Origin of the sequence: Microbacterium sp. DWRC1-3 (assembly GCF_049896645.1) — a bacterium.
Taxonomy (GTDB): domain Bacteria; phylum Actinomycetota; class Actinomycetes; order Actinomycetales; family Microbacteriaceae; genus Microbacterium; species Microbacterium maritypicum.
The window spans coordinates 2498767-2524061 of record NZ_JAFCUS010000001.1 but is presented as its reverse complement, the minus strand read 5'-3'; the positions used below and the strand labels follow the sequence as shown (position 1 = coordinate 2524061).

General features: G+C 69.9%; 24 protein-coding genes. 14 read left to right on the top strand and 10 right to left on the bottom strand.

Annotated elements, in window-relative coordinates; genetic code table 11:
• Nucleotides 1–12: 12 nt before the first annotated feature.
• Genes ACP699_RS12250 through ACP699_RS12235 form a run of 4 tightly spaced genes read right to left on the bottom strand, consistent with a single transcriptional unit; the run spans nt 13 to nt 3705 of the window.
• On the bottom strand, nt 13–1200 hold the full coding sequence (locus ACP699_RS12250; RefSeq protein WP_314475498.1) for an ABC transporter permease: 1188 nt from the start codon (nt 1198–1200) through the stop codon (nt 13–15).
• Between the two features lie 17 nt (nt 1201–1217).
• Nucleotides 1218–1928 carry an ABC transporter ATP-binding protein gene (locus ACP699_RS12245; RefSeq protein ID WP_426171363.1) on the bottom strand — a complete coding sequence of 237 codons (711 nt, stop codon included), beginning with the start codon at nt 1926–1928 and terminating at the stop codon, nt 1218–1220.
• Complete coding sequence (locus ACP699_RS12240; RefSeq protein WP_426171361.1) at nt 1925–2980, bottom strand: peptidoglycan-binding protein; 1056 nt, start codon at nt 2978–2980, stop codon at nt 1925–1927. The genes ACP699_RS12245 and ACP699_RS12240 overlap by 4 nt, the downstream gene beginning before the upstream one ends.
• A complete protein-coding gene (locus ACP699_RS12235; protein ID WP_426171359.1) occupies nt 2977–3705 on the bottom strand; it encodes a hypothetical protein in 729 nt (242 codons plus the stop codon). The genes ACP699_RS12240 and ACP699_RS12235 overlap by 4 nt, the downstream gene beginning before the upstream one ends.
• 172 nt (nt 3706–3877) lie before the next feature.
• On the opposite strand from ACP699_RS12235, the gene ACP699_RS12230 reads away from it, so the two are divergent.
• Together ACP699_RS12230 and ACP699_RS12225 are read left to right on the top strand one after the other, a co-directional pair.
• Complete coding sequence (locus ACP699_RS12230; RefSeq protein WP_055871851.1) at nt 3878–4543, top strand: response regulator transcription factor; 666 nt, start codon at nt 3878–3880, stop codon at nt 4541–4543.
• Nucleotides 4544–4548: 5 nt separating this feature from the next.
• Nucleotides 4549–5817, top strand: a complete 1269-nt coding sequence (locus tag ACP699_RS12225; protein ID WP_426171356.1) for a sensor histidine kinase — start codon at nt 4549–4551, stop codon at nt 5815–5817.
• Between the two features lie 121 nt (nt 5818–5938).
• Here ACP699_RS12225 and ACP699_RS12220 read toward each other — a convergent pair whose 3' ends face one another.
• From ACP699_RS12220 to ACP699_RS12205, 4 genes are all read right to left on the bottom strand, one after another.
• Nucleotides 5939–6844, bottom strand: coding sequence for a glycine betaine ABC transporter substrate-binding protein (locus ACP699_RS12220; protein WP_055871845.1), 906 nt, complete (start codon nt 6842–6844; stop codon nt 5939–5941).
• Nucleotides 6845–6897: 53 nt separating this feature from the next.
• Nucleotides 6898–7899, bottom strand: a complete 1002-nt coding sequence (locus ACP699_RS12215) for an ABC transporter permease (protein WP_426171353.1) — start codon at nt 7897–7899, stop codon at nt 6898–6900.
• The gene (locus ACP699_RS12210) at nt 7899–9200 is read right to left on the bottom strand and encodes a quaternary amine ABC transporter ATP-binding protein (protein ID WP_017830050.1); all 1302 of its coding nucleotides are present in this window, start codon (nt 9198–9200) and stop codon (nt 7899–7901) included. The genes ACP699_RS12215 and ACP699_RS12210 overlap by 1 nt, the downstream gene beginning before the upstream one ends.
• 337 nt (nt 9201–9537) lie before the next feature.
• Nucleotides 9538–10668 carry a class I SAM-dependent methyltransferase gene (locus tag ACP699_RS12205; protein ID WP_426171351.1) on the bottom strand — a complete coding sequence of 377 codons (1131 nt, stop codon included), beginning with the start codon at nt 10666–10668 and terminating at the stop codon, nt 9538–9540.
• A gap of 90 nt (nt 10669–10758) precedes the next feature.
• Between ACP699_RS12205 and ACP699_RS12200 the strand changes: the two genes are divergently transcribed.
• The 7 genes from ACP699_RS12200 (at nt 10759) to ACP699_RS12170 (ending at nt 17416) form a co-directional block, all read left to right on the top strand.
• A complete protein-coding gene (locus ACP699_RS12200) occupies nt 10759–11751 on the top strand; it encodes an ATP-binding cassette domain-containing protein (protein ID WP_426171349.1) in 993 nt (330 codons plus the stop codon).
• Entirely contained in the window at nt 11751–13373 is a 1623-nt protein-coding gene (locus ACP699_RS12195; protein ID WP_426171576.1) for an ABC transporter permease, read from the top strand. Before ACP699_RS12200 ends, ACP699_RS12195 begins: the two co-directional genes overlap by 1 nt.
• A gap of 11 nt (nt 13374–13384) precedes the next feature.
• Nucleotides 13385–13918 (top strand): GbsR/MarR family transcriptional regulator, encoded by a 534-nt coding sequence (locus ACP699_RS12190; RefSeq protein ID WP_426171347.1) that lies wholly within the window; start codon nt 13385–13387, stop codon nt 13916–13918.
• A 234-nt stretch (nt 13919–14152) separates the two neighbouring features.
• Nucleotides 14153–14542 (top strand): GntR family transcriptional regulator, encoded by a 390-nt coding sequence (locus ACP699_RS12185; protein ID WP_055875682.1) that lies wholly within the window; start codon nt 14153–14155, stop codon nt 14540–14542.
• The gene (locus tag ACP699_RS12180; protein ID WP_314475465.1) at nt 14539–15453 is read left to right on the top strand and encodes an ABC transporter ATP-binding protein; all 915 of its coding nucleotides are present in this window, start codon (nt 14539–14541) and stop codon (nt 15451–15453) included. Before ACP699_RS12185 ends, ACP699_RS12180 begins: the two co-directional genes overlap by 4 nt.
• Entirely contained in the window at nt 15453–16139 is a 687-nt protein-coding gene (locus ACP699_RS12175; protein ID WP_151487340.1) for a hypothetical protein, read from the top strand. The genes ACP699_RS12180 and ACP699_RS12175 overlap by 1 nt, the downstream gene beginning before the upstream one ends.
• Before the next feature lie 167 nt (nt 16140–16306).
• The gene (locus tag ACP699_RS12170) at nt 16307–17416 is read left to right on the top strand and encodes an aromatic acid exporter family protein (RefSeq protein WP_426171343.1); all 1110 of its coding nucleotides are present in this window, start codon (nt 16307–16309) and stop codon (nt 17414–17416) included.
• A 19-nt stretch (nt 17417–17435) separates the two neighbouring features.
• Here ACP699_RS12170 and ACP699_RS12165 read toward each other — a convergent pair whose 3' ends face one another.
• Entirely contained in the window at nt 17436–18026 is a 591-nt protein-coding gene (locus ACP699_RS12165; protein WP_055871813.1) for a winged helix-turn-helix domain-containing protein, read from the bottom strand.
• A gap of 74 nt (nt 18027–18100) precedes the next feature.
• Here ACP699_RS12165 and ACP699_RS12160 point away from each other — a divergent pair, with 74 nt between their 5' ends.
• Entirely contained in the window at nt 18101–19396 is a 1296-nt protein-coding gene (locus tag ACP699_RS12160) for an MFS transporter (protein ID WP_426171341.1), read from the top strand.
• A gap of 33 nt (nt 19397–19429) precedes the next feature.
• Here ACP699_RS12160 and ACP699_RS12155 read toward each other — a convergent pair whose 3' ends face one another.
• Nucleotides 19430–19648 (bottom strand): SCO4848 family membrane protein, encoded by a 219-nt coding sequence (locus tag ACP699_RS12155; RefSeq protein WP_055871807.1) that lies wholly within the window; start codon nt 19646–19648, stop codon nt 19430–19432.
• 123 nt (nt 19649–19771) lie between these two features.
• Between ACP699_RS12155 and ACP699_RS12150 the strand changes: the two genes are divergently transcribed.
• The 4 genes from ACP699_RS12150 (at nt 19772) to ACP699_RS12135 (ending at nt 25200) form a co-directional block, all read left to right on the top strand.
• The gene (locus tag ACP699_RS12150; protein WP_229778765.1) at nt 19772–20398 is read left to right on the top strand and encodes an RNA polymerase sigma factor; all 627 of its coding nucleotides are present in this window, start codon (nt 19772–19774) and stop codon (nt 20396–20398) included.
• A complete protein-coding gene (locus ACP699_RS12145) occupies nt 20395–20850 on the top strand; it encodes a hypothetical protein (protein WP_426171338.1) in 456 nt (151 codons plus the stop codon). The genes ACP699_RS12150 and ACP699_RS12145 overlap by 4 nt, the downstream gene beginning before the upstream one ends.
• 57 nt (nt 20851–20907) lie before the next feature.
• Nucleotides 20908–22479, top strand: coding sequence for a S8 family peptidase (locus ACP699_RS12140; RefSeq protein WP_426171336.1), 1572 nt, complete (start codon nt 20908–20910; stop codon nt 22477–22479).
• A 270-nt stretch (nt 22480–22749) separates the two neighbouring features.
• Nucleotides 22750–25200, top strand: a complete 2451-nt coding sequence (locus ACP699_RS12135; RefSeq protein WP_426171334.1) for a CHAT domain-containing protein — start codon at nt 22750–22752, stop codon at nt 25198–25200.
• Nucleotides 25201–25295: the final 95 nt, after the last annotated feature.

Sequence of the window (25295 nt, the reverse complement as noted above, 5' to 3'; positions counted from 1 at the left end):
GTGCGCTGACGCTCAGACCGTGCGCAACGCCGAGGTGGGCGACAGCCGCGCGGCACTGATCGCCGGATACAGCCCCGCGATCACGCCGACCACCAGCGCCACGAGCGGGCCGCCGACGAGCACCACGAGGGGTATCGTCGCTGCCTGACCCTGGATGCCGGCGTAGACGAACACACCCGCGGCACCGAGCAGCAGCCCGGCCAGGCCCCCCAGGCCGCCGAGCACGATCGCCTCCGCCACGAACTGACCCGCGATCTGACCCGAACGCGCGCCGAGCGCCCGTCGGAGTCCGATCTCGCCGCGCCGCTCCAGCACCGCCACCACCATGGTGTTCGCGATGCCGATCCCTCCGACCAGCAGAGCGATCGCCGCAAGTCCGACCGCGAGGCCGGACAGCGAGTCATCCGCGGTGTCCCGCGCCCCGGCGAGGTCGCCGAGTCCGGTCACCTGCACATACGGGGACGACGGATTCGCCGCACGGGCGATCGCATCACGGACCTTCTCGCCCGTGCCCCCGTCGGTCATGCGCACGTAGATCGAGGCGATCGTGTCATCGCCCTCAGCCGACACGTGCTCGGCCGCCCAGTGATCGCCGAGGAACGCGCTCGCGTCGATCGATTCGGCGAGTCCCGCCGAATCGAGGATCCCGATCACGGTGTACCACTGCTCGCCGATCCACACCCGCACACCCGGCTCCGTGATGCCCATGCGCGCAGCCGCAGCCGACCCCAGCACGGTCACCGGCAGCGAGCGGTCGGTCTCGTCGAACCACGACCCCTTCGCCACTGATCCCTCCACCGACGACAGGAAGTCGGGACTCGCCGCATACGCCGTCAGTCCGTTGCCCTGGCTCTTCGGCATGAGGTCGTTGCGGTACACGCCGGTGCCGTCCGGCACCTTCTCGAGCACCCCGACCTGCTCGACCCCCTTCACCCGTTCGATCATGCCCGCGGCCGTCTCCGGCAGCGCGACCGGCTTGTTGTCCGGCCCGTAGCCCGGCTGCACCACGATCATGTTGGCGCCGAGCGCATCGAGCTTCGCCAGCAGCTCGGCCTGATTCGAGGCGGCGATGCCGGTGATCGCGGTGAGTGCCGCGATGCCCACAGCGACGCCGAGCGCCGACAGCGCCGTACGCATCTTGCGGCTGCGCGGTCCGATGAGCGCCGTGCGGATGCTGTCCGCAGCGCTCAGCCGCGGCATCCGCTCTCCCCTCCGCCTCATGCCGCGACCTCTTCCTTCTCTGATGAGCCGGTGTCGCTCACGATGCGCCCGTCGTGGATGCTGACCTGCCGCTGCGTGCGCTCGGCGATGTGCGGATCATGCGTGATGATCACGACCGCGGTACCGGCGCCCGCGATCGAGGTGAGCAGCTCGAGGATGTGCTCGCCCGTCGTCGAGTCGAGCGCGCCCGTGGGCTCATCGGCGAAGAGCACCGACGGGTTCCCGACGATCGCCCGGGCGATCGCGACCCGCTGCTGCTCGCCGCCCGAGAGCTGACCCGGCCGGTGCTTCATCCGAGCGCCGAGGCCGACCCGCTCCAGGGCCGCAGCCGCCCGCACCGAGCGCTCCGTCGCGGGGACTCCCGAATAGAGGAGCCCGAGTGCGACGTTGTCGAGCGCACTGAGGGCCGGCAGCAGGAAGAACTGCTGGAACACGAATCCGATGCGGCGAGCGCGCAGGACCGCCCGGTCTCGTTCGGCGAGGACTGCGGCATCCGTCCCATCGATCAGCACGGTGCCACTGGTGGGGTCGTCGAGGGTTCCCATGATCGAGAGCATCGTGCTCTTTCCCGATCCGGATGCTCCGACCACGGCCACCAGCTCGCCGCTCTCGATCGCGAGGCTCATGCCGTGCAGCACGCGCAGCGGCGGGCTGCCCGGGTACTCCTTGATCACGTCGACGAGCTCGACCACGGTGTCCGGCGTCATCGCGCCACCACCACGGCATCGCCGGCGGCGAGGTCGCCGCCCGTGACCTGCACCTTGGTGTCGGCGATCAGCCCGACCTCCACGGCGACGCGCACGATCTTGCCGCCCTTGCGCAGCACGTCGACCGCGTAGCCTCCGTCGGTCGTCGCGACCAGGGCGGTTACCGGCACGACCAGGGCGTCCTTCACCTCGGAGGTGGCGAACACGACCTTGACCGCACGCAGCCCGATCCCCTCCGCCACAGCTGGGTCGTCGAACTCGACGTTCGCGGTGGCCGGCGTGGTCTCCCCCTCCTTCTCGGTCGGCTGACCGCCCGGGTCGACGGCGGTCACCGTCGCCGGCACCTCCGTGCCGTCCGGGAGGACCACGGTCACCCGGGTCGCGGGCAGGATCTCACGCGCTTGCGCATCGGTGAGCTTGGCGACGACCCGCAAAGTGGTGCTGGTGTACTTCAGCGGACTCGTGCCCGCCGGGTCGCCCAGCTGCGCCGTGACCGACTCGACACGCACCGAAGAGGCGGTGATCGCGACGACGTCGCCCAATTTCACGATGCCGTCCTGCGGCACGCCGAGCGACTTCTGCCAGGCCTTGACGTTGGTCTCGGTGACCGCGGTGAACTCGTCGTCCACCGTCAGGTTCTTGCCGAAGCCGAGGTCGGCGAGAGCCTGCTCGAGCTGTCGGACATCGGGGCCCTTGTCGACGCCGACGCCGAGGTCGCGCCAGAACGGGCGGTCGCCGCGCATCGCGATCACCGGCCTCCCGTCGACCTCGTAGATCGCCTGGCCGACACCGATCACATCTCCCGCGGTCGGCAGGCGCGTGATCGTTCCGCCACGACCCGGCAGGGCGATCGACGCGCCGTAGCTCAGGGTTCCGTTCAGTCGCAGATCGGAGGTGAGCGTGGTGAGCTCGGCCTTCGCGGTGACCGGCTTCTTGCCGTCATCCGGAGACTCGGCGACCGAGCTCCACGGCTGCAGCACCGCCAGCGCCACTGCGGCGGCCACGAGCAGGAGCCCGACCGGCACCAGCACCTTCGTCAGTCGGCGGCTCATTCGTCGCCTCCGGAGGGGATGGTGGACGCTGCCGCGAACATACCGTCGAAGAACTCCCCCATCAGCGCGAACCAGTCGAAGTCAGCCGCCTCAATGCTCTCCTGCGTGAACATGGGCGGCATCTCTCCTGTGGTCTCCGCGCACGCCTCGAGAAGGGTGCGCGCCTCGTCTTCGGTGATCCCCGTGGGCAACGTGAGCATGCCGTCGGCGTCGGGATCGGCGAAGTCGGTGAAGCCGTTCTCCCTGGCGCACGAGGCGAACGCGAGTCCTGCCTCGGCGAGCTCCTCGGGAGAGATCATCTGGGTCTGCGCCCCTTCCTTCATCGAGACGTCGGGCTCCGGCTGGGTGAACTCGGGGACCTCCTGCTCGCAGGTCTCCCAGGCGGCGCGCTGGCCTCCCTCCTCCGGATAGCCGGATGCCGCGGTCGAGGCGAGCCACGCGCCGTCGTCGTCGGAAAAGAACATCGTCATGGGCATCTCCTCGCCCTCGCCGACACTGATCGATGCGGAGCTGTCGCTGAGCGTGCCCATGGATCCCCCGCCGTCGACATCCGGCATCAGCAGACCCACCTGGCCGCCTTCGAGGATCTTCGCCGTCTGGCCTTCGTCGGTCAGGCAGGTCACGAACCGGGCAGCGGCCGCATCGTTCGCGCCGTCCTTCGCCTTGTCATCTCCGGAGGGGGCGCTGCAGGCCGAGAGCGCGAAGAGCGCGAAGACAGCGGGCATCACCACCATGGAACGGCGTGCTTTCGAGTCGAACATGACTTTCCCTTTCTCGCGGTCGCAGTTCATCCGCGACGTGCAGTCAGTTCTACGGATGCGCTGGTTTGCTGGGGGTATGACGCCGCCTAACCGGAAACTAACCGCGCAGCGCGCACCCTCGGAGACGGGAGGTGCCATGCGACTGCTGCTGGTGGAAGACGAGGTCGATCTGGCCGACACCCTCGCCGATGGCCTGCGCCGCGAGGGCTACCTGGTGGATGTCGCACGCGACGGGGCGAGCGCCCTGACCGCCGCCGCGTCGAACGATGTGGACGTGATCGTGCTCGACCGCGACCTGCCGGTGCTGAGCGGCGATGCCGTATGCCGCACACTCGTGGCGCAGGAGTATCCGGCGCGCATCCTCATGCTCACCGCGGCCGGCACTCTCAACGACCGCGTCGAGGGTCTCGATCTCGGCGCCGACGACTACCTCGCCAAGCCGTTCGCGTACGTCGAGCTGCTGGCCCGCCTGCGCGCTCTCGGTCGCCGCGGACAGTCGACGCGGGCGAGTGCGGTCCTGGAGTTCGCGGGCGTGCGCCTCGACGTCGTGCGCCGCATCGTGGAGCGGGACGGCAGCCCGATCCGGCTCACGCTCAAGGAGTTCGGGGTGCTCGAGACGCTGCTCGCCGCGGAGGGCGGCTACGTCAGCGCCGACGATCTGCTCGACGAGGTGTGGGACGAACCTCTCGAGCGCACCCGTGGCGTGGTCAAGATCGTGGTGCACACGCTGCGACGCAAACTCGGCTCACCCGCGGTCATCCACTCCGCGGCGGGGCACGGCTATCGAGTGGGGACGCAATGAGACGCATGAGCTTCCGCACCCGACTGGTGATCATCATCGCCGGAGTCTTCATCGCCGCGGGCGCCGCCCTGCTCACGGTGCAGTATCTGGTGGTGCAGTCGCTGTTCGCCTCCGCGATCAACACGACCGCAGCGACCTGCGTGCCGTCGATGTCGATCACTCAGATCTCGCAGGAGGCAAGCGCGACCGACCCCGAGGGCGTCTCACCCTTCACCGACAGCAGCACGCTCCTCTACGGGGACAGCAGCACCGGATGCGCGTACTTCGCAGAGACCGCCGATGCCGCCGGGCTCCCGGCGGCCACTCCGATGCAGACGGTGACGATCGACGCCGTCGAGGGCGCGGTGCTGCAACAGTCGACGTTCCTCGCGGATGAGGTCGGCGGCGGGCTGCTGTTGTGGTCGGTCGTGGTGCTCGTGGCCTTCACCGGTGTCGCCGCCGCGATCGCGTTCTGGCTCGCGCGACGCTCCCTCGACCGGATCGGGGAGGTCACCGCCGCGGCGCGGGACATCTCGGAGCGCGACCTCGGGCGCCGCCTCGACCTGCCTGGTCCCGACGACGAGATCAAGGAGCTGGGCGACACGATCGACGGGATGCTGGACCGGCTGCAGTCGGCGTTCACCGCGCAGGATCGCTTCGTGGCGAACGCCTCGCACGAGTTGCGCACCCCGCTGACCACGACCAGGACGGCCCTGGAGATCCCGCTCGAACAGGGCGCGGTGCCGGCAGACCTGCAGGCGAACATGCAGCGCGCCCTCCGCGCCACCGAGCAGAGCGAGCGCCTCATCACAGCCCTGCTCTCCCTCGCCCGAGCCCGCACCGGGCTGGACGAGGTCGAACCCGTCGAGCTGCGCACCCTCATCGAGGACGAGGTCGAAGACCTCGGCGCCGGGGAGATCGCGGTGCACGCGAATCTGCGCGAGCTCACGGTCGATGGCGACACGGTGCTGCTGGCCAGGGCCGTGCGCAACCTGCTCGAGAACGCCATCCGCCACAACGTGCCGGATGGCGAACTGTGGGTGCGGTGCCGACGCGAGCGTGGTCGTGCCATCATCGAGGTCGAGAACACCGGGGCGCCGATCACCCCCGCCACCGTGGAGCTGCTCACCGAGCCGTTCTATCGTGGCGACGCGAGCCGCACCTCCACCGGCCCCGACGGCACCGGGCTGGGGCTCGCGATCGTGCAGAGCATCGCGAAGACCCACGGCGGCGAAGTTCGCCTGCGGGCCCGCAAGGGCGGCGGCCTGATCGCCGCGATCGTCCTCCCGCTCTGAGACCGTCGTGCCGGCGCCGGAACGCAGAAGCTCCGGTCGCACTTCCTGCCGCCCGGCGGACCGGGAAGCGGCAGCAAGTGCGACCGGAGCGAACCTCTGCGAGGCGTGTGCGTGAGGCGGGTCAGCTGGTGACGGTCCAGTCGAACTGGTCGCCGTACTGCTTCAGCCATGCGTCGACGGCATCCGCTTCCTTGCCCTCGCCGTACTCGTTGACCACGAGGTCCTCGAGCGCGCCGTACTGCTCGTCGTCGAGCTTGATCTTCTCGATCAGCTCTGCGGCCTCGGGGAACTCCTCGGCGAAGCCCTTGGTACCCAGGAAGTGCAGGCCCTCGGCCTTGCCCATCGCGCCCTTCGGGTCTTCGAGGTCCTTCACGGGGAAGGCGTCGTTGGCCCAGAACGGACGCCACAGTGTGACGACGATGTCTTCCTGCTTGTCGGTCGCGGTCTTCAGCTCGGTGAGCATGGCCGCGGTCGACGAGGTGACCAGCTCGTACTCGCTGTCGAGTCCGTACTCGGGCATCATCTTCTGGGTCTGCGCGGTGAGTCCCGCACCCGGCTCGATGCCGTAGATCTTGCCGTCGAACTCGGAGCCCTTGCCCACGAGGTCCTCGATCGAGGTGAGCTCGGAGTACTCCGGCACCGCGAGCGTGAGCTTGGCGTTGTCGTAGTACTTGCCCAGGTCCTCGATGTCGTCGCCGTACTTCTCCATGTACGTGGCGTGGGTGAGCTCGGGCCAGGCCGACGGGTACATGTCGACATCACCCTGCGCGAGGCCGGTGTAGAGCGGGCCCGCCTCGGTGAGCGTCTTCATCTCGACCGTGTAGCCGATCTTCTCGAGCTGGTCCTGCAGCAGGTATGCGGTGCTCAGGCCGTCGGTCCACGAGGGCAGGAAGCCCAGGGTGATCGTGCCCTTGTCGTCGGCGTTGCTGTCGCCGCCCGTGCCACCGGCGCCGTCGCCGCTGCATCCCGCGAGGGTGAGGGATGCCGCGATGCCGACTGCTGTGATTGCGAGGATCTTCTTCTTCATGTGATTTCTCTCTCTCGGTTCCGTATGTGTGTTGTTCCGTAGGGGTGAAACTCTCAGTGCACTCCGCCGCCGACGGCGTTGCGGCGAGGCGAGGTCGCAGCGCGCTCCGCCTCGTCCGCGGCATCCTGCTGCGCGGTGACCTCGGGGGCGGGGGCGGATGCTGTTCCGCCACCACCGTCGCGCGGCGTGCCGCGCCGCGCGAGCATGCCCAGCAGCGAGGAGCGGTTCTCGCCCGGTGCGCCCAGCGCTGCGGTGACGCGATCGAGGAAGACGGCGATCAGCACGACGCCGAGACCGGCCTCGACACCCTTGGGGATGTTGATGGTCGAGATCGCCTCGACCACCATCTTCCCGAGGCCGTCCGCACCCGCCATTCCGGCGATGACCGCCATCGACAGGGCGAGCATGATGACCTGGTTGACACCGGCCATGATGGTCGGCATCGCGAGGGGGAGCTGGATGCCGCGCAGGATCTGACCCGGCTTGGCACCGAACGCGTGTCCGGCCTCGACGGTCTCGGAGTCGACACCGCGGATGCCGAGCTCGGTCAGTCGCACGCCCGGGGGCAGCGCGAAGATCACGGTGGCCACGAGGCCCGGCACCACGCCGATGCCGAAGAACACGATCGCCGGGATCAGGTACACGAACGCCGGCATGGTCTGCATGAAGTCGAGCACGGGCTTGAGCACCGCGCGCACGGTCGCGTTGCGTGCCGACCAGATGCCCAGCGGCACGGCGATCAGCACCGCGATCACGGCGGCGACGAGCACGAGCGCGAGGGTCTGCATGGCGGGGACCCACAGATCCATCGCCACGATCAGGCCGAACGAGACGACCGTTCCGATCGCGAGCTGCCACGAGCGCACGACCCAGGCGATGAGCGCGGCGATCACGATGATGACCGCGAAGTGCGGGGTCAGCAGCATGCGCGTGAGGCCGTCGACGAGGAAGCTCATCACGAACGAGATCACGTCGAGCAGACCGTCGAGGTTGTCCTTGATCCAGTCGACGCCGGATTCGATCCAGGTTCCGACGGGGATGCGGAAGTCATCCATCAGCGCACCTCCTCCGTGGTCGGGGCATCGGCCGGGTCGGCGGTCCACCCGTCATCGAGCACGGCATCGATCTCGGCCTGCGGCATCGGCATCAGCGGGAGGGTGATCTCCTCGGTCGCTCCGGGGCCGGGGCCGAGGGCGGCGAGCAGGGTCACACGCGGGATCACGCCCACCAGACGGCCGTCGGCATCGGTCACCGCGAGCGGCAGCGGCGATTCGACGGCGGGGACGAACAGGTTCATCAGCACCTCGTCCTCGCGCACGCTCTGCAGCACGGGCTTGAGGATCGAGTCGAGAGTGGTCGCGCCGTTGCGCACGAGCTTGACCGCATCCCGGTCGGTGACGACACCGACGAGCTGGCGGTCGCGACCGACCACGTAGGTCGCCGACATGTACGCATCGCGCATTTGGCGCAGCGCGGTGCGCGGACCTGCGGTGTGCGGCACGACGGGGCGCGGGCGCTCCATCACGTTCGCGGCGGTGAGCACGCGAGCGCGGTCGACGTCCTGCACGAACTGCTCGACGTAGTCGTTGGCCGGGTCCATCAGGATGTCCTCGGGGGTGCCGATCTGCACGATGCGGCCGTCGCGCATCACGGCGATCCGGTCGCCGAGGAACATGGCCTCGTTCAGGTCGTGCGTGATGAAGACGATCGTCTTCTGCAGCTTCTGCTGCAGTTCGAGCAGCTGCTCCTGCATCTCGCGACGGATCAGCGGGTCGAGCGCACTGAATGCCTCGTCCATCAGCAGGATGTCGCTGTCGGCGGCGAGCGCGCGGGCGATCCCCACGCGCTGCTGCATGCCACCGGAGAGCTCGGACGGGAGCTTCTCGCCCTGGCCCTCGAGACCCACCAGGGACAGGATCTCCTCGGCCTTGGCCAGGCGCTCGACCTTGCCGACGCCCTTCAGCTCGAGCGGGTAGGCGACGTTCGCGGCGACGGAGCGGTGCGGCAGCAGGGCGAAGTGCTGGAAGACCATCGAGATGCGGTCGCGACGGATCTCGCGGAGCTTCGACGACGGAATGCCCGTGATGGGATCGCCGTTCACCGTGACGGTTCCGGAGGTTACATCGTGCAGCCCGTTGAGCATGCGGATGATGGTGGACTTGCCTGATCCGGACAGCCCCATGATGACGAAGATCTCACCGCGGTTGACGGTGAAGCTGGCGTCGATGACCGCTGCGGTACCGGCATCCGCGACGGCGGCGCGGCTCTCACCGGCTTTCAACCGACGGACGGCGGTGCTCGGATTCTTACCGAAAACCTTGTACAGATTGCGCGCTTCGAGAGCGATTTCGGACACGTTTCCCCCGCGGCTCGCCTTCGGGTGGCTGAGCCTGCTTCGGTTACGCCCGGGTGAGCTCTCGGGGCCGTTCGACATGATCGCTGTGGCGGCACAGGCGGCGGATTTCGGATCCGCCGCGATAGAGCATCGACCGTACGTCCACGCCTCTTCGCAGCACAGCTCATCGAAAGAAGGACGTGGTCGCGGACTGGTCTTCGGGCCGTCAGGCCCACGTTCCAACGTAACGAAATGGCCGATCAGGGGCAAATCCCGGGTGCTCGACCTGCGCGAGTTTCAGCGGCTGACCGGGGAATTGCACGGGTATTCAACAATCCCCCTGACGAGGGCCCCGGCGTCAGGAATCGGGCGTGTCGGAACGGCGGATGCTGCGCGTCACGGTGAACTTCGCCGTGCGTGTCACCTGCGTGGTCGCACCGATCAGCCGGGTGAGTTCCGGACGATACGCGAGCGAGGAGTTGTAGACCGTGAAGAGCTCTCCGCCGGGTCGGAGCACGCGCGCCGCGGCCTCGAACAGGCGGGTCGCCGCCCCCGTGTGGACGCTCGCACCGAGGTGGAACGGCGGGTTCAGCAGCACCACGTCGACGCTCGCATCCGGGACGTCCGAGGCAGCGTCGTCGAGGGTGACCACGACCCGGTCGGCGACCCCGTTCGCGGCCGCCGTCGCCCGCGCGGAGGCCACGGCCGCTGCCGACCGGTCGGTCGCCGTCACGCGGGCCTCGGGATGGGCGAGCGCGTACGAGACCGCGAGCGCCCCGGTGCCGCAGCCGAGGTCGAGCACGTCGACCGCCGCCCCCCTCGCCTGAGCGCCGAGCACCTCCAGCAGCACCCGGGTGCCGATGTCGAGGCGCGCGCCCGCGAAGGCCCCGCCGTGCGCCACCAGAGTGAGCCCGTCGTGCTGCGCGCTCACGGGGAACGGCGGTGTCGACGGGGCGGGGAGCGGCTCCGACGCCACGATCAGCCGCGACTTGCGCTCCGCGCGCTGGGCCTGCACCTGGGCGAAACGGTGCCCGAGCACCTCGTTCTGGGTGAGGGTCATGTGCTTCACGCGACCTCCCGCGATGAGCACGACGTCGGACGCCGCCCAGCGGACCACCGCATCCGTGATCTCCTCGAGTTCCGCGAGTGCCTTCGGCAGCTGCAGCAGCACGACCTTCGCCCCGGCGAGCAGCTCGGCGTCGAGCTCGTGCGCGGTGAAGCCGGCGAGCCCGAGCTCCTCGGCATTGCGGCTCAGGGCTCGACGACCGGTCGCGAGGTCCTGATGCACCCGGATGCCGTGCCGTCCGGCAGCCGTCAGCGCCAGGGTGATCGCGCCGAACTCGTCACCGATCACGACGGTCTCGGAACCCGGGGCATCGAGAGCGAGCGCCCGTTCGACGAGCAGCAGATCGGTCGCGTCATACGCCTGGAGGTTGTCCGCCTCGACGTCGGGCCAGCGGCGCAGGCGGCTGTAGGGGAACTCCGGCACCAGCCCACTGTACGCGGGGGCCGTGAGGATTTCGCATGCGTCGTCTTCGCCCGATTCACAACTTCATGAATCGGGCGTACGCTCCCGCGCATGGCCACCGTCATCGCCACCCAGGACCTCGCCAAGCACTACGGCACCGTGCATGCGCTCGACGGTCTCGACCTCACCGTCGAGCACGGTCAGGTGCACGGCTTCCTGGGGCCGAACGGGGCAGGCAAGTCGACCGCGATCCGCATCCTGCTCGGCCTCGCCCGGCGCACCTCCGGCCAGGCGACCGTGTTCGGCGAAGACCCCTGGGAGCGTGCCGTCGACCTGCATCGACGCATTGCGTACGTTCCCGGCGACGTCAGCGTGTGGCCGAACCTGTCCGGAGGCGAGGCCGTCGATCTGCTCGCCCGTCTGCGGGGGGCCCGCACGAGCGACCCCGGGTACCAGCGCGAGAAGAAGCGGCTCCTGGACGCCTTCCAGTTCGACCCACGCAAGAAGGGCCGCGCCTACTCGAAGGGCAACCGGCAGAAGGTCGCGTTGATCGCGGCGTTCGCGGTGCCCGCCGACCTCTACATCTTCGACGAGCCCACCAGCGGACTCGATCCGCTGATGGCGGTCATCTTCCAGCACGAAGTCGCCCGCGCCCATGCGAACGGCGCGACCGTGCTGCTGTCGAGCCACATCATGAGCGAAGTCGAGCAGCTGTGCGACCGGGTGTCGATCATCCGCGCCGGCCGTATCGTCGAGACCGGCACGCTCACGCAGCTGCGACACCTCACCCGCAGCGACGTGTCGTTCACCCCCGCCGGGGCCACCCTCGACCAGGTGTCCCGCATCCCCGATGTGCACGACGCCCAGCAGCAGGGCGACCGCATCCGCCTCGCCGTCGACAGCGACCGCACGGCCACCGTGCTCCCCGCCCTCGCCGCGCTCGGCATCGATGACCTCCGGGTCGCCCCGCCCTCGCTCGAGGAGCTGTTCCTGCGCCACTACGGCGACGACCTCGCCACACTCGAAGCCGCAGAAGAGGGCGGCCGCGATGACGCGGCACCCACCACCCGTCGCGAGCGTCGCGCCCTGAAGGGTCGCGCGTGATGTCCGCATTCGGCGTGCTGCTCCGACAGCGGCTGCGACGAGACCGGCTGCAGCTGACGCTATGGATCGTGGGCACCGCGCTCATGGCATTCGCGGGATACGCCGGCGTCAGCCAGTCGTACGCGACCGTCGCCGACCGGCAGAGCATCCTCGCCGCAGCACTCGCGAACCCCGTGATCCTGATGTTCCGCGGGCTGCCCTCCGGCACGTCCGAAGGAGCCTTCCTCGCCTTCGCGGTCCTTCCGTGGCTGGCGCTGCTCGCCGCGCTCATGAGCACCTTCCTGGCGGTGCGGCACACGCGCGGCGATGAGGAGGCGGGACGGGCGGAGCTCGTATGGGCCACTCCGGCCGGACGCCGACTGCCGACCATCGCGACCATCGTGCACGGCCTCCTGGCGAACGTGGTGCTGGCCGCGCTCACCGCGCTCGCGTTGATCGCCACCGGGCTTCCGGCCGCGGGCTCCCTCCTCGCGGGGGCGGGGGCCGGCGCGACCGGGATCGCGTTCCTCGGCGTCGGCCTGTTCGCTGCGCAGCTCATGCGCACATCGCGCGGGGCGAACTCCCTGACGATCTGGGTCCTCGTGGGGACCTTCCTGATCCGCGGCATCGGCAACGCGGCGGGTACTCCGAGCGACGACCTGACCCGCATAACGAGCGCCTGGCCCGCCTGGCTCTCGCCGTTCGGCTGGGCCGAGCAGACGCGCCCCTACGACACCGATCTGGCCTGGCCGGTGCTGCTCGGCTTCGCTTTCGGCCTCGTGCTCGCCGGCGCATCCGTCGCCCTGCAATCCGCGCGCGACGTCGATGCCGGCTTCGTCGCGGAGCGCCCGGGCCGGGTCTCGGCGCGAGCGGCGCTCGCGTCGCCGCACGCGCTGGTGTGGCGGCTCACCTCCGGTTCGATCGTGGGATGGGCGATCGGCGGAGCCATCACCGGCCTCCTCGCCACGACGCTGAGCGGGGTGGTCGACCGGATCTCGGGCGAGAACCCGGCCGTCGCCGACATCCTGAAGAAGATCGGCGGCGCCGCGGGAGGACTCGACGAGGTCGTGGTGACCGTGTTCTTCACGCTGCTGGGCATCCTCGCCGCCTGCGCGGCGGTGCAGACCGTGGTGCGCGCCCGCCAGGAAGAGGCGCGTGGCACCGCCGAGGCCGTGCTCGCCACCCCGGTCGGACGCGTGCGCTGGCTCGCCGACTACATGATGGTCGGCGTGGCCGCGGTGCTGATCGTCGTCGCCGCCGCCGTGCTCGCCGGGTGGGTCGGCGCCTGGTCGAACGGCGGCGACGAGTCGCTCTATCGCATCGTGGCGGTGGCCGGATTCGGGCAGGCGGTCGCTGCCTCGATCTTCGCGGTGCTGACCGCCCTGGTGTTCGTGCTGCTCCCGCGGGCGACGACCGCCGTGGCGTGGAGCCTCGTGCTGCTGGCGGCCCTGCTCGGCATGTTCGGGCCGCTGTTCGGACTGCCCGAGTGGAGCGCGAACCTCTCGCCGTTCGCGGTGACCCCGGTGGTCGACGGCGGCGGAGTGGACGTGCGCGGTCTGTGGTGGCTCGTGCTCGCCCTGGCCGCAGGAGGCGCGGCAGCACTGACGTTGATGCGGCGACGCGAGCTCGCCCTCGGCGCGTAGGAGGAGCCGGGATGCCCGACGACAGCACCGAGAGCCTCGACACCGCCGACCTCGAGACCTCCGACCTCGAGACCGCCGCGGTGCATCGAGGGATCGAACCGGCGGAGAAGGCGGCGGCCATGATGACCGCTGCGGGAATGCCCCGCATGCCGGCGCGGGTGATGATGGCGCTGATCGCCGCGCCCGAGGGCGGGTATACGGCCTCCCAGCTCGGCGAGCGTCTCGGCGTCTCGGCTGCGGCCGTCTCCGGCGCGGTGCGCTACCTGCAGCAGCTGCACTTCGTCCAGCGCCGCTCACGGCAGGGGGAGCGCCGCGACCGCTACGAGTTCGTGCACGACCCGTTCACGACTTCGATCGCGGGGAACATGCCCGTGTACTCCCGCTTGTCCGCGTACATCGACGACATCGCCGCCGCGCACACCGACGACCAGGGCGCCCACGACCGGGCCGTCGAGCTCGCCGAGTTCTTCCGCTTCCTCTCCGCGCGCATGCTGCAGATCGTCGACGACTGGCACGAACAGCGCCGCGAGACCGAACCGAGCTGACTCCCGCCCGCCCCGCTGTACCGTCCCGCCCGCCGTTCCGTCTCGCCTCGGATCATTTGTCGGGAGGATGCACGACTGTCGGGGCATTCGGTGCATTCTCGCCCGACATCCGCCCGCCCTCCCGACATCCGTTCCGCCAGCCTCCGGACCCGGCGCCCGGGTAGGGGTTGACACTCGTCCGGGTTATGTGGTTACTTAGTCGAGTAAGTAACCCACTAACCACGCGGAGGACTCGTGATCGAAGAAGGCAAGCCGCTCTTCGTCCAGATCGCCGAGCAGATCGAGGACTCGATCGTCGACGGCTCACTCGCCGAAGAGGCCCAGGCCCCCTCCACGAACGAGCTGGCCGCGTTCTACCGGATCAACCCCGCCACCGCAGCGAAGGGAGTCGCCGTGCTCACCGACAAGGGAGTGCTCTACAAGCGCCGAGGCATCGGCATGTTCGTCGCGGAGGGCGCCAGGGATCTCCTCCTCGGCGAGCGCCGCGCCGCGTTCGCCGACCGCTACATCGACCCGCTCCTCGCCGAAGCCCGCACGCTCGGGCTCGGCGCCGAAGACCTCGCGGCCCTGCTCCGGCAGCGTGCCGCACTGACCACTGACGCAGAAGGGAAGACCTCCGCATGACCGCCGTCATCGAGGTGCACAACCTCAGCAAGCGCTACAAGGAGAAGCGAGCGCTCGACAACGTGTCGCTCGCCATCGAGGGAGGCGCGATCTACGGCCTCCTCGGCCGCAACGGTGCGGGGAAGACGACACTCATGTCGATCCTCACCGCTCAGAACTTCGAGTCGTCCGGCACCGTGAAGGTGTTCGGTGAGCACCCGTACGAGAACGCGCACGTGCTCAGCCGGATCTGCTTCGTCCGCGAGAGCCAGAAGTACCCGGACGACGCCCACCCCAAGCACGCGTTCAAGGCCGCGAGCCTGTTCTTCCCGAACTGGGATCAGGCCCTCGCCGACGAGCTCATCGCCCAGTTCCAGCTGCCGATGAAGCAGACCATCAAGAAGCTCTCCCGCGGTCAGCTCTCCGCGGTCGGGGTGATCATCGGACTCGCCTCGCGCGCCGAGATCACGTTCTTCGACGAGCCCTACCTCGGCCTCGACGCCGTCGCCCGGCAGATCTTCTACGACCGCCTGATCGAGGACTACGCCGAGCACCCGCGCACCGTCATCCTCTCGTCGCACCTGATCGACGAGGTCTCGAACCTCATCGAGAAGGTCATCGTGATCGACAACGGCCAGATCCTCCTGAACGAGGACACGGATGCGGTCCGCGACCGCGCCGTGACCGTGGTGGGCGACGCCGCGAAGGTCGACGCCTGGGTCGGCAACCGAGAGGTGCTGCACCGCGAGGCGCTCGGGCGCGTGGCATCCGTCACCGTCCTCGGCGCCGTATCCGCGGAGGAGCGCGCGCAGATCGCGGCAGCAGGGCTCGATCTCGCGCCGGTCTCGCTGCAGCAGCTGATCGTGCGTCTCACCCAGAAGGTCGAGGCCGACGCCACGAGATCCGCCGTCACGAAAGAGGAGGTGCGCTGATGCGACGCACACTCAACGTCATCCGCCTGCAGCTGATCAACCGGCAGACCTTCATCTGGGTGCCGCTGATCATCCTCGGCGCGGCGACGGCGATCTCGATACTGATCTACGGGATGATCCCCGACGACATCGCGATCTACGGCGGCGGAGGACAGGCGCCCCTGTGGTACTTCTTCGCCATCGGCATCTCTGCGATGACGCTCACGTTCCCCTTCTCTCAGGCGATGAGCATCACGCGACGCGAGTTCTTCCTCGGCACCATGCTCACCGCCATCATCGCCAGCACCCTCATGGGGATCCTGTTCCTGATCGGCGGGGGGATCGAAGTCGCCACGAACGGCTACGGCGTGAACGGGTGGGTGTTCTACATCCCGTGGCTGTGGGAGGCCGGTCCGCTCGGGGCCTTCGTCGTCTACTTCACCCTCGCGCTGTTCTTCTTCGTGGTCGGGTTCACCGGCGCCACCATCTACAAGAGCTGGGGTCTGATGGTGCTCACGATCGGGTGGGTCGCGCTGGCGCTCGTGCTGGTCGGGCTCTCGTATCTCGTGACGCGGTTCGAGCTGTGGGGGCAGGTCTGGACGGGGATCGGAAGCCTCGGCGCCCTCGGTCTCGCCCTCTGGGGCCTCGTGGTCACGGCGGCCCTCATGGGCGTCTCGTTCCTCGCCTTCCGCAGAGCCATCCCGTAGACCCCCCCCGCAGATCCATCCCTCTCGCCGACGCCGGTCGCCCTCCCGGGCGGCCGGCGTCGCGTGTGCGCGCTACCGGTACGCCGCCGAGCACGCAACCCGCTCGCCTCCTGCGCACCGGAGCGCCTACGCTCGCGGAACCCCCTGCCCCCGACAGAGAGGATGCCGTGACGCAGACCCGCACCCGGCTCCGGGTACGACGAGCGGGCGCCCGACGCGCGCTCCACGACGCCGTCCGCCCTGCCCGGTTGCTGCTCGTGGCCAAGACGACCCTGGCCGTCGGACTGGCGTGGATGATCGCTCCGCACATGCCCGGGGTCACCGACCAGTACCCGTACTACGCGCCCCTCGGGGCCCTGTTGAGCATGTACCCGACGCTGATGGGTTCGGCGAAGTCGAGCCTGCAGACGCTGCTCGGTCTCGCCACGGGAATCGGTCTCGCCACGATCGTGGTGCTGACGGTCGACCCGACCTGGTGGACGATCCCCCTCGTGGTCGGCGTCGGAGTGCTGCTCTCGGGCACGGGCTGGTTCGGCGTCGGCCGCGAATACGTGCCGATGGCCGCCCTGTTCGTGCTGATCATCGGCGGACAGAACGCCGACGACTATTCGCTCGGCTACCTCACCCAGACGGCGGTCGGCGTGGTCGTCGGGCTGGTGGTGAACCTGGTGATCGCACCCGCACCACTCACCGTCGCCGCGGCGGGACGGGTGGCGGCGTTCCGGGAGCAGTTGGCCGCGCACCTGCACGACATCGGATCCGCGGTGTCGGAGGCATGGCCGCCCGAGCACGAGCAATGGGCCGACGATGCGGCCTCTCTCGCCGACACCTCCTCCGAACTACGAGCGGCGCTGACGGAGGCGGACGAGAGCCGACGGGGCAACCCTCGCGCCAGGGGGCATCGCACACGGATCCAGCAGAGCCACGACGAGCTCGCGGCTCTCGATCGCATCGCCCATCTCATCCGCGACATCTCCGACGAGATCGCCGACACGATCTGGGACCGGCCGTCGGCACTGGCGCTCGACCCCGCTCTGCCTGCGCCCCTCTCTGCGGCCTGTCACGCGGTCGCCGATGTGATCGCGCGGGGGGATGCCTCCTCGAGCGACGATCATCGCGCCCGCGGTGAAGCGGCGCGCGCGATCCGGCTGCTTCTCGAGACGGTCGACGACCGCACCATCGATGTGCGGCGCTCGATGGGACCCGGTGTGCTCACCGCGATGCACCTGCGTCGCATCCTGATCCTGAGCGGTACGCGCCCTCCGGCCGAGGATTGATCCGACCCGGGCCGCCACCTCAGATGGTGTCGTCGGCGACGACCAGGTCCATCTGCCAGTAGCGGCCGTCCGGGTCCGCGCTGTCGTGCGCGTCGTCGGCCGCACTCAGGATGTCGTTGATCTTCACCATCACGTCGTCGAACTCCGACTCCGTGAGCCGGATCGTGCGCTGGGTGAAGGCGGCGTGCACCTCCCTCGTGCGTCCGGCGACGTACTCCGGGGTCCAGGCCATCACCCGACGGATCAGATCCTGATGGTCTTCGACGAGCGCGGCGACCACCGCGACGCCGAGGGCCTCATCCGGGACGGGGCTCTCCGGACCGCCGACGTTGAGCGCGCCCTTGTGCCCCGTCCAGACACGATCGCGTCGGTCACGAGCTTTGTCTGGTGCCTCTTCGATGAGCCCGGCATCGGCGAGGGCGCGCAGATGGAAGCTGGCGCTGTTCGCCGGAACGCCGAGCTCGGCGGCGATGTCGGCGGCGCGGAGGAAGTCCCGCCGTGAGAACAGCCGGATCATCTGGCGTCGCAGGGGGTGCGAGTAGGCCTTGAGCATGGCCGAGGTCATCCAGACGGGATCGGTGCTCGTGCTCTTCGCGCTGTCCTCCGTCATGTGCCGATCCTACTCGCACCCACAATTGCGCAATAAGACTTGCGCAATAGTTCTTGCGCATCTACTCTCGTCCCATGACCACCGTCACCGAGCCCCACCGTCTGTGGCGCAACACCCGCTACCTCACCTGGTTGGTGAGCGACACGAGCAAGGGCCTCGCGGCTTCCCTGTTCGGCTTCGCCATCCCCCTGCTCGCCCTGATCGTGACGAACGACCCCGCCCAGGCCGGCATCATCGGCGGAGCCGGAATGATCGCGCGACTGCTCATGACCCTGGCCGGCGGCGTGCTGGCCGACCGTCATCGCCGCATCGCGCTGATGCTCCTCGGCTCGCTCATCGGCATCGTGCTCGCCGGCGGCTTCACCCTCCTCGCCCTCGGCGACGCGATGACGTTCGGATCACTGCTCGTGATCGACGTGCTGCTCGCCGCGCGCAGCGGACTCTTCGACGTCGCCGGTGAGAGCGCGATCAAGGAGATCGTGCCCGACGACGCGATGGGCCGAGCGCAGGCGGCGAACCAAGGGCGCGACGCGGCGCTCCAGCTCGCGGGCGGACCGCTCGGCGGTCTGCTGCTGGGCGTCGGCGGATGGCTCGTGGGCGCGGTCATGACGCTGTGCCACGCGATCGCAGCCCTGACCGCGTGGATGCTGGGGCGTCAGGCCCGTCGTGCAGGAGTGGTCGATGCGGGCGCGGACGACGACGTCGCTCCGGCCCCGACGACGAAGCCCAACGCCTGGGCGGAGCTGCGCGAGGGGTTCGGCTGGCTGCTCTCCCGCCCCGACCTCGGCGGTGTGCTGCTCATCACGACGGTCATCAACCTCGGCTTCAACGCCACGATCACGACCGTCATCTACGCCCTCCAGCAGGACGGGTACTCCGAGCTGTTGATCGGCACCCTGAGCGCATCGATCGGGGCCGTGATGCTCGTGGGCGCCGTGTGCGCTCCGCTGCTCGTCCCGCGGATCAAGACCGGGATCCTGACCATCGCCGGGCTCTCGGTCGTCTCGGTCGGCGCGATCGTGCTGTCGATGGTCACCGGGCCCTGGGCCATCGCGGTGGTGCTCGGCGCCTCGGTCCTGCTCGTGCCCGCGCTCAACGCCGGCATGATGGGCTACTTCATGGTCGCCACCCCGAGCCACCTGCTCGGTCGAGCCAACAGCGCCGCCGGAGTGCTCGGCATGGGTGCGATGCCACTCGCTCCCCTGATCGCCGGCTCCGGACTCGCCTGGATCGGCCGCGAAGGCACCATCCTGATCTGCGCCGCGCTGTGCCTGGTCGCGGTCCTCCTCGCCGTGGGCAACAGGGCGCTGCGGGCACTGCCGGTCGAAGCGCGCTGGGCCGCGCACGCGAAGCAGTACGAGACGGCTTGATGCCGCAGCGGTGTGCGCCGGCAGCCGTGCGGGCTAGAGCGCGCCGGTCAGTGCCGCGATGCCGGCGAGCAGGGAGACCAGGGCGAGCACGAGAGCGATCGCGATGAGGACGGCGTGCACCTTGAGGAATGCCGTGGCCCTGCCGTTCTCGTCGCGCGCCCGCGGATCCTTGGCGACGCGCGTGTAGAACCGCGGCCAGACGAGGGCGTTGAAGGCGGCGTTGAGCAAGAGCAGGACGGCGAGCGGGATCACCCCTCAACGCTATCGACATCGCCTGTGGCTGCCGACCGCCGCCGGGATGCGGAATTCTTGGATGCGGACTTGTATCAGAAAGCCCTTGCCGCGCTCCTGGTAGGTGTGATCACAATGGGCTTCATGATCGACGGTGCACCCGGCGCCGGTCTCGATCATGCCTCGGATGACGGGCGTGCACGCTGGGAGCGCGCCGCAGATCTGTTCGACGCATGGCGCGAGAGCGACAGCCGCGCGATGGACGAGCTCGTACGGCTGATGACGCCCGTGCTCTGGCACGTCGTGCGCGCCTACGGACTCGAACGCACCCTCGCCGAAGACGTCGTGCAGACCACCTGGCTGCGGCTGGTGCGCGGTCACGGATCGATCAGCGATTCGCGGGCCGTGTCGGCCTGGCTCACCACCACAGCACGCCGCGAAGCCTGGAAGGTCGCGAAGGCACACGGCAAGGTCGACACGACCGATGTCGACGATCTCGACACCCTGCTCCCCGAGCAGGCGTCGGCCGAGGAGCACGCGACCATCGGCGACGAGAACCGTCGGCTGTGGTCGGCCGTACGCCGCCTGAACGACCGCTGTCAGAGGCTGCTGCGCGTGATCGCCTTCGAGGACCGCCCGGACTATGCGCACATCGCCAGCGACCTCGCGATGCCCATCGGCAGCATCGGCCCCACACGGAACCGGTGCCTCGCGAAGCTCCGCGCCCTGCTGGACGCACCGCCGACAGCGCCGGCGGGGGGACTCGCATGACCGACCACGAAGACGCCAGGATGCTCGCCCGGCTCCGCACGCACTGGAGAGCGGTCGACCCGGTGCCCGCGGGCCTGATCGACCGCATGGTCGCCGCAGTCGCTTCGGACGGCCTGAACAGCGAGTATGCACTGCTGACCCTGGTCGAGGGACAGCTCGGCGAGGTGCGCGGCGAGGCGGATGCACTCACCCTGCAGTTCAGCGACGGCTCCACCAGCATCCTGCTGCATGTGACGACCACCGCTTCCGGCCGCCGCCGCGTCGACGGCTGGGTCGACACCGCGGCCGCCGAGATCGTCCTGACGCAGGGAGAGAAGGCCAGGTCGGTCTCGCCGGAGGAGACCGGACGCTTCGTGTTCGACGAGGTGCCGCCCGGTCTCACGCGCGTGCGCCTGACGACCGCGGTCGGGGACGAGACGCGCACGCTCGCGACCCCGCAGTTCGAGCTGTGACCACGGGCGCCGCCCGTCGATGAGGACGCGGGGCGACCCGCAGGGAGAGGATGACGCATGGATCAGCCCAAGGGATGGACCTGGCAGGACCGCGCGGAGGGATCGATCCGCCGGGGAACCGCGCTCGATCCGAGCACGGAGCCGGTGGACGGCATCCGCGCGTTTCCGACGGCGTATCTGCCGGAGCGGCTGCTGATCACCCGCGCCCTCGGCGACGGGGAGGCCTACGACCGCGAGGTGCGCACTCTGCGTGATGCCGCCGACACCTTCGGATGGCAGCTCGAGATCGAGGACGGCACCCGCTCGGCGGTCGATGGCGAGCTGGTTCCGGGGGTTCCCAGCTTCCTTCGCGCACGGCTGCGGACTCCCGACGAACCGGTCAGGGGCGAGTCACCCGTCGCACCCGACGCCTGGCGAGTGCTCCAGCGCGCACGCCGCATGTCGCGCTCGACGATGCCGCGGACGAGCCTCGACCACGTGCTGTCCATCGATCCGGTCGGGCTCAATCCCTTCACCAGGACGAACCCCTTCACACGCACCAACCCGTTCACCCGCACGAACCCGGTGCGCGGCGCCGGAGGGGGCGCGGGCGGCAGCGACGACTACCTCGAGCCCGGACGCGGCGCACGGCAGCCCGTGAGCTGGTTGGGCCCCGCCCCTGTGCGCGGACCCGCGCCGAAACGCGGACGGCGCCCCGTGGTCGCGGTGCTCGACACCGGTTGCGGCGAGCACGCCTGGCTGCCTGCCGACATCGTCACGCGCACGGTCGACCTCGACGGCGTGCCGGTCGGGCTGACCGACGACGCCGATCCGGAACGCTACCCCGACCTGTACGGGCAGCTCGACGGTGAGATCGACGCGGTCGCCGGACACGGCACGTTCATCGCCGGCATCGTCAGACAGGCGGCTCCGGAGGCGGACATCCTCTCGATCCGGGTGGCGGGAGCCCTCGGGGTGGTCGACGAGAGCACGCTGCTCGAGACCGTGGCCCAGGTCGTGACCCTGCTGGCCCGCCACCGGGAGGATCCGAAGACCGGCTTCCCGATCGATGTGCTGAACCTGTCGCTCAGCTACTACCACGAGACGCCGATCGACGGATTGTTCAGCCTCACGCTATACCAGCTGCTGGCCAAGGCACGCGAGCTCGGCTGCGTGGTCGTGTGCTCGGCCGGCAACGACGCGATCGACCGTCCCTCGTTCCCGGCGTCGCTCTGGTCCTGGCCCGGCGCCGACAACGGCATCCGTCGGGACAGAGACGCGCCGCTCGTGTCGGTCGGAGCGCTGAACCCCTCGGCGCAGTCGGTCGCCCTCTTCTCGAACATCGGCCCGTGGGTTCAGGCCTACGCGCCGGGGGCCGCCGTGGTGAGCACATCCCCCGCGTTCGTCGGCGGCACCCAGGCGGTCACGAGGGCCGACGTCGAGGGCCTCCGCCGCGAGACGATCGATCCCGACGACTATCGGGGCGGGTTCGCGGTGTGGAGCGGCACCTCGTTCTCGGCCCCGTACGTCGCAGCGCGCATAGCCGCCCAGCTCGGCACCGTCCCCGTCGGCGGCGTCAGCCCCGCCGCTGCGGCGAAAGCCGTCGCCGCCGTCCTGAAGTCCCTGCCGACCCCGGTCGACCTCGACTGACGCACCCCCGGGACGAGCCGTCCGTACCGATGCGGGCGGCTCGTCCTGGTGCCGAGCGCCGCCCGAGCGGCTCGCGGGACACGCTCCGGCGGCTCGTCCTGGTGCACCTGTCGGGCGGATGTTCGGCTGTCGGATCCGAACGCGGCGTGTCGCCCGACACGTGCTCTTCCTCCCGACAGGTGTCCACTGCCTCACCCGAGCGATCACGCACCGCTCCCGCTCGGAATACGCGCTCTTCCCTGCGGCCCCGACGCAGGGCATTCTGAAGGGATGCCCCTGTCCGCGATCGAGCTGCACCGGCGCGGGGTCGAAGCGGCCAACGCCCGGCGATTCACGCAGGCACAGCGCGCTCTCGACGCGGCATCCGCCCGCACCGAAGACCCTGATCTTCGTGCGCGCATCGACGGCACGACCGCCTACGTCCTCGCCCAGACGGGAGAGCCGGCGGCCGCAGAGCAGCTGTGTCGCGACGCCCTCGGCCGATCCGGGCTGCGCGCCGAGACCATCGCGGTGCTCAGCGGCCAGCTCGGCACGCTCCTGACGCACAGCGGTCGGCTGGGCGACGCCGAGGCCGAACTCACCCGTGCGATCGAGACGCTCACGGCCGTCGGAGACGAGACGACCGAGCTCGCGAACTGCCTCATGAACCGATCCGTGGTGCGGATGCAGCAGCGCGAGCTCGACTCCTGCATCGCGGATCTGCGGCGCGCGGTGGCCGTGTACGAGGCGAACGACGACGAGGAGCCGCTGGCGGAGGCCCGGCACAATCTCGGGTACGCGGCGCTGCTCGGCGGAGACCTCGTCACCGCGCTCACCCTGATGACCCGCTCCCGACCGAAGCTCGCCGCGATCAGCGACCTCGCGGCGGCGATCAGCGACCTCGACCGGGCGGAGGTGCTGCGCGACGCGGGTCTCACGACCGAGGCCGAAGCGCTGCTGGAGCAGGTCGCCACCCAGTTCGGCGCGCAGCGGATGCGGCAGGCCAGAGGCGAGTCCGAGTTCCACCTCGCCCGCTCGCTCCTGCGCCACGATCCCGCCGCCGCCGAGCGCGCAGCCCGCACCGCGGCGCGACGGTTCACGGCACTCGCGAACCACGGGTGGGCGGCGCGAGCCGAGGCGGTGCGCCTCGAGGCGCAGCAGCGGGCGAGACCGCACCGCCCCATCGACGAAGCGGAATTCGCCCGCACAGCGAAAGCCTTGGACCGGGGAGGTTTTCGCACCGAGGCGACAGGACTGCGACTGAGTGCTCGACGCGACGGCACCGGACGCCTCCCGCGACTGGACGACGCCGCCCCCACGCCTCTGCGCCTGCGCGCCCACGAGGTGCGTGCTGCGCGCGCCGCGGCTGCCGGCCGTGACCGCGACGCGCTGCGTGCGGCTGCCGAAGGCCTCGACCTGCTCACCGCCTGGCAGCAGTCCTTCGGTGCACTCGACCTGCAGGCATCCGTCGCGATGCACGGCAGCGACCTGATGTTCGCCGGCCTCGCCGCTGCTGCCCGGCTGCGCGACCCCGCGATCCTGTTCGAGTGGTCCGAACGCGCGCGCCACCTCAGCCAGCAGGTCGCCCCGGTGCGGCCCCCGCGTGACGAATCCCTGGCGGTGGATCTGGCGGAGTTGCGAATGCTGCGCGCCGAGCTGGCCGGCGCCGATTGGACGACGGATGCCAGGGTGCGCACCCTCCGCGACCGCGTGCGCGAGCGGCAATGGGCGGCCACAGGATCCGGCGGCACCCGCGAACGCTGGGGACTCGCCGAGGCGACCTCGATGCTCGACGCCGACGTCGTCGTCCTGTCCTACGTGTTCACCGGTTCGACGCTGCATGCCATCGTGGTCACCTCGTCGGGGGCGACCATCGTCGACCTGTCATGGGAGCGGGTGCAGTCGGCTCTCGACGGCCTCCGCGCCGACCTCGACATGGTCGCACTGACCCGTGGCGGGCTGATGGGGGAGGTCACCGCGCGGGCGCTCGCGTCACGGCTGGCGATCCTCGACGCCGAGCTGCTCACCCCGCTGCTGCTGGCGGTGCCGACCACGGCGCGGCTCGCGATCACCGTGCCAGGAGCACTGGGCGGCGTGCCGTGGGCGATGCTCCCCGGCATGTCCGGCATCGCGTTCACCCTCGCGACGTCCGTGTCGCGTCTGCTGGCCGCGCCCGCCCGCGACCGGACCCGGCCGACGACGATCGGTTTCGCCGCAGGCCCCCGTGTCCCGCGCGCCGGAGACGAGGTCGCGCGTGCGGCTGCGGCCTGGCGTGAGGCGGGCCACGCACCGCGGATCCTGGAGTCCTCCGCGGCGACGGTCGCGGCGGTCACCGAGCTCGCCGCCGCCACCGACGTGCTCCACATCGCCGCCCACGGCCGGCACGCGGTGGACAACCCGCTGTTCTCGGGGTTCGAGCTCACCGACGGCATCCTCTTCGGCTACGACGTCGACCTGATACCGCGCGTCCCGACGACCGTGATCCTCTCGGCCTGCGAACTCGGGCGCTCCTCTGTGCGCTGGGGAGAAGAAGCGCTGGGCATGACGCGGGTGTGGTTGCACGCCGGAGCCGACTGCGTCATCGCCGCCCCCGTCGCGGTCCCCGACGATGTGGCCGGGGAACTGCTCAGCGCCGTGCACACCGGTCTCTCCGAGGGCGCAGCGCCCGCTGTCGCGCTCGCGAGGGCAGGCCTCGACACCGGTCTGAGCGCGCCGTTCCAGTGCCACGGTGACGGATTCTGAAATTTTTCCTCCATTCGGTGTATCAGAACGGATGCCGCACGCTCCTGTTCTTCGGAAGGTGCCAGGCGAAGGGCCTCGAAGGGTGAGGCGCGAGG

Bases quoted from the DNA above. Each gene is read 5' to 3' on its own strand.
- ACP699_RS12250 (WP_314475498.1), bottom strand. From the start codon at position 1,200: ATGCCGCGGCTGAGCGCTGCGGACAGCATCCGCACGGCGCTCATCGGA.
- ACP699_RS12245 (WP_426171363.1), bottom strand. From the start codon at position 1,928: ATGACGCCGGACACCGTGGTCGAGCTCGTCGACGTGATCAAGGAGTAC.
- ACP699_RS12240 (WP_426171361.1), bottom strand. From the start codon at position 2,980: ATGAGCCGCCGACTGACGAAGGTGCTGGTGCCGGTCGGGCTCCTGCTC.
- ACP699_RS12235 (WP_426171359.1), bottom strand. From the start codon at position 3,705: ATGCCCGCTGTCTTCGCGCTCTTCGCGCTCTCGGCCTGCAGCGCCCCC.
- ACP699_RS12230 (WP_055871851.1), top strand. From the start codon at position 3,878: ATGCGACTGCTGCTGGTGGAAGACGAGGTCGATCTGGCCGACACCCTC.
- ACP699_RS12225 (WP_426171356.1), top strand. From the start codon at position 4,549: ATGAGCTTCCGCACCCGACTGGTGATCATCATCGCCGGAGTCTTCATC.
- ACP699_RS12220 (WP_055871845.1), bottom strand. From the start codon at position 6,844: ATGAAGAAGAAGATCCTCGCAATCACAGCAGTCGGCATCGCGGCATCC.
- ACP699_RS12215 (WP_426171353.1), bottom strand. From the start codon at position 7,899: ATGGATGACTTCCGCATCCCCGTCGGAACCTGGATCGAATCCGGCGTC.
- ACP699_RS12200 (WP_426171349.1), top strand. From the start codon at position 10,759: ATGGCCACCGTCATCGCCACCCAGGACCTCGCCAAGCACTACGGCACC.
- ACP699_RS12195 (WP_426171576.1), top strand. From the start codon at position 11,751: ATGTCCGCATTCGGCGTGCTGCTCCGACAGCGGCTGCGACGAGACCGG.
- ACP699_RS12190 (WP_426171347.1), top strand. From the start codon at position 13,385: ATGCCCGACGACAGCACCGAGAGCCTCGACACCGCCGACCTCGAGACC.
- ACP699_RS12180 (WP_314475465.1), top strand. From the start codon at position 14,539: ATGACCGCCGTCATCGAGGTGCACAACCTCAGCAAGCGCTACAAGGAG.
- ACP699_RS12175 (WP_151487340.1), top strand. From the start codon at position 15,453: ATGCGACGCACACTCAACGTCATCCGCCTGCAGCTGATCAACCGGCAG.
- ACP699_RS12165 (WP_055871813.1), bottom strand. From the start codon at position 18,026: ATGACGGAGGACAGCGCGAAGAGCACGAGCACCGATCCCGTCTGGATG.
- ACP699_RS12160 (WP_426171341.1), top strand. From the start codon at position 18,101: ATGACCACCGTCACCGAGCCCCACCGTCTGTGGCGCAACACCCGCTAC.
- ACP699_RS12150 (WP_229778765.1), top strand. From the start codon at position 19,772: ATGATCGACGGTGCACCCGGCGCCGGTCTCGATCATGCCTCGGATGAC.
- ACP699_RS12145 (WP_426171338.1), top strand. From the start codon at position 20,395: ATGACCGACCACGAAGACGCCAGGATGCTCGCCCGGCTCCGCACGCAC.
- ACP699_RS12140 (WP_426171336.1), top strand. From the start codon at position 20,908: ATGGATCAGCCCAAGGGATGGACCTGGCAGGACCGCGCGGAGGGATCG.
- ACP699_RS12135 (WP_426171334.1), top strand. From the start codon at position 22,750: ATGCCCCTGTCCGCGATCGAGCTGCACCGGCGCGGGGTCGAAGCGGCC.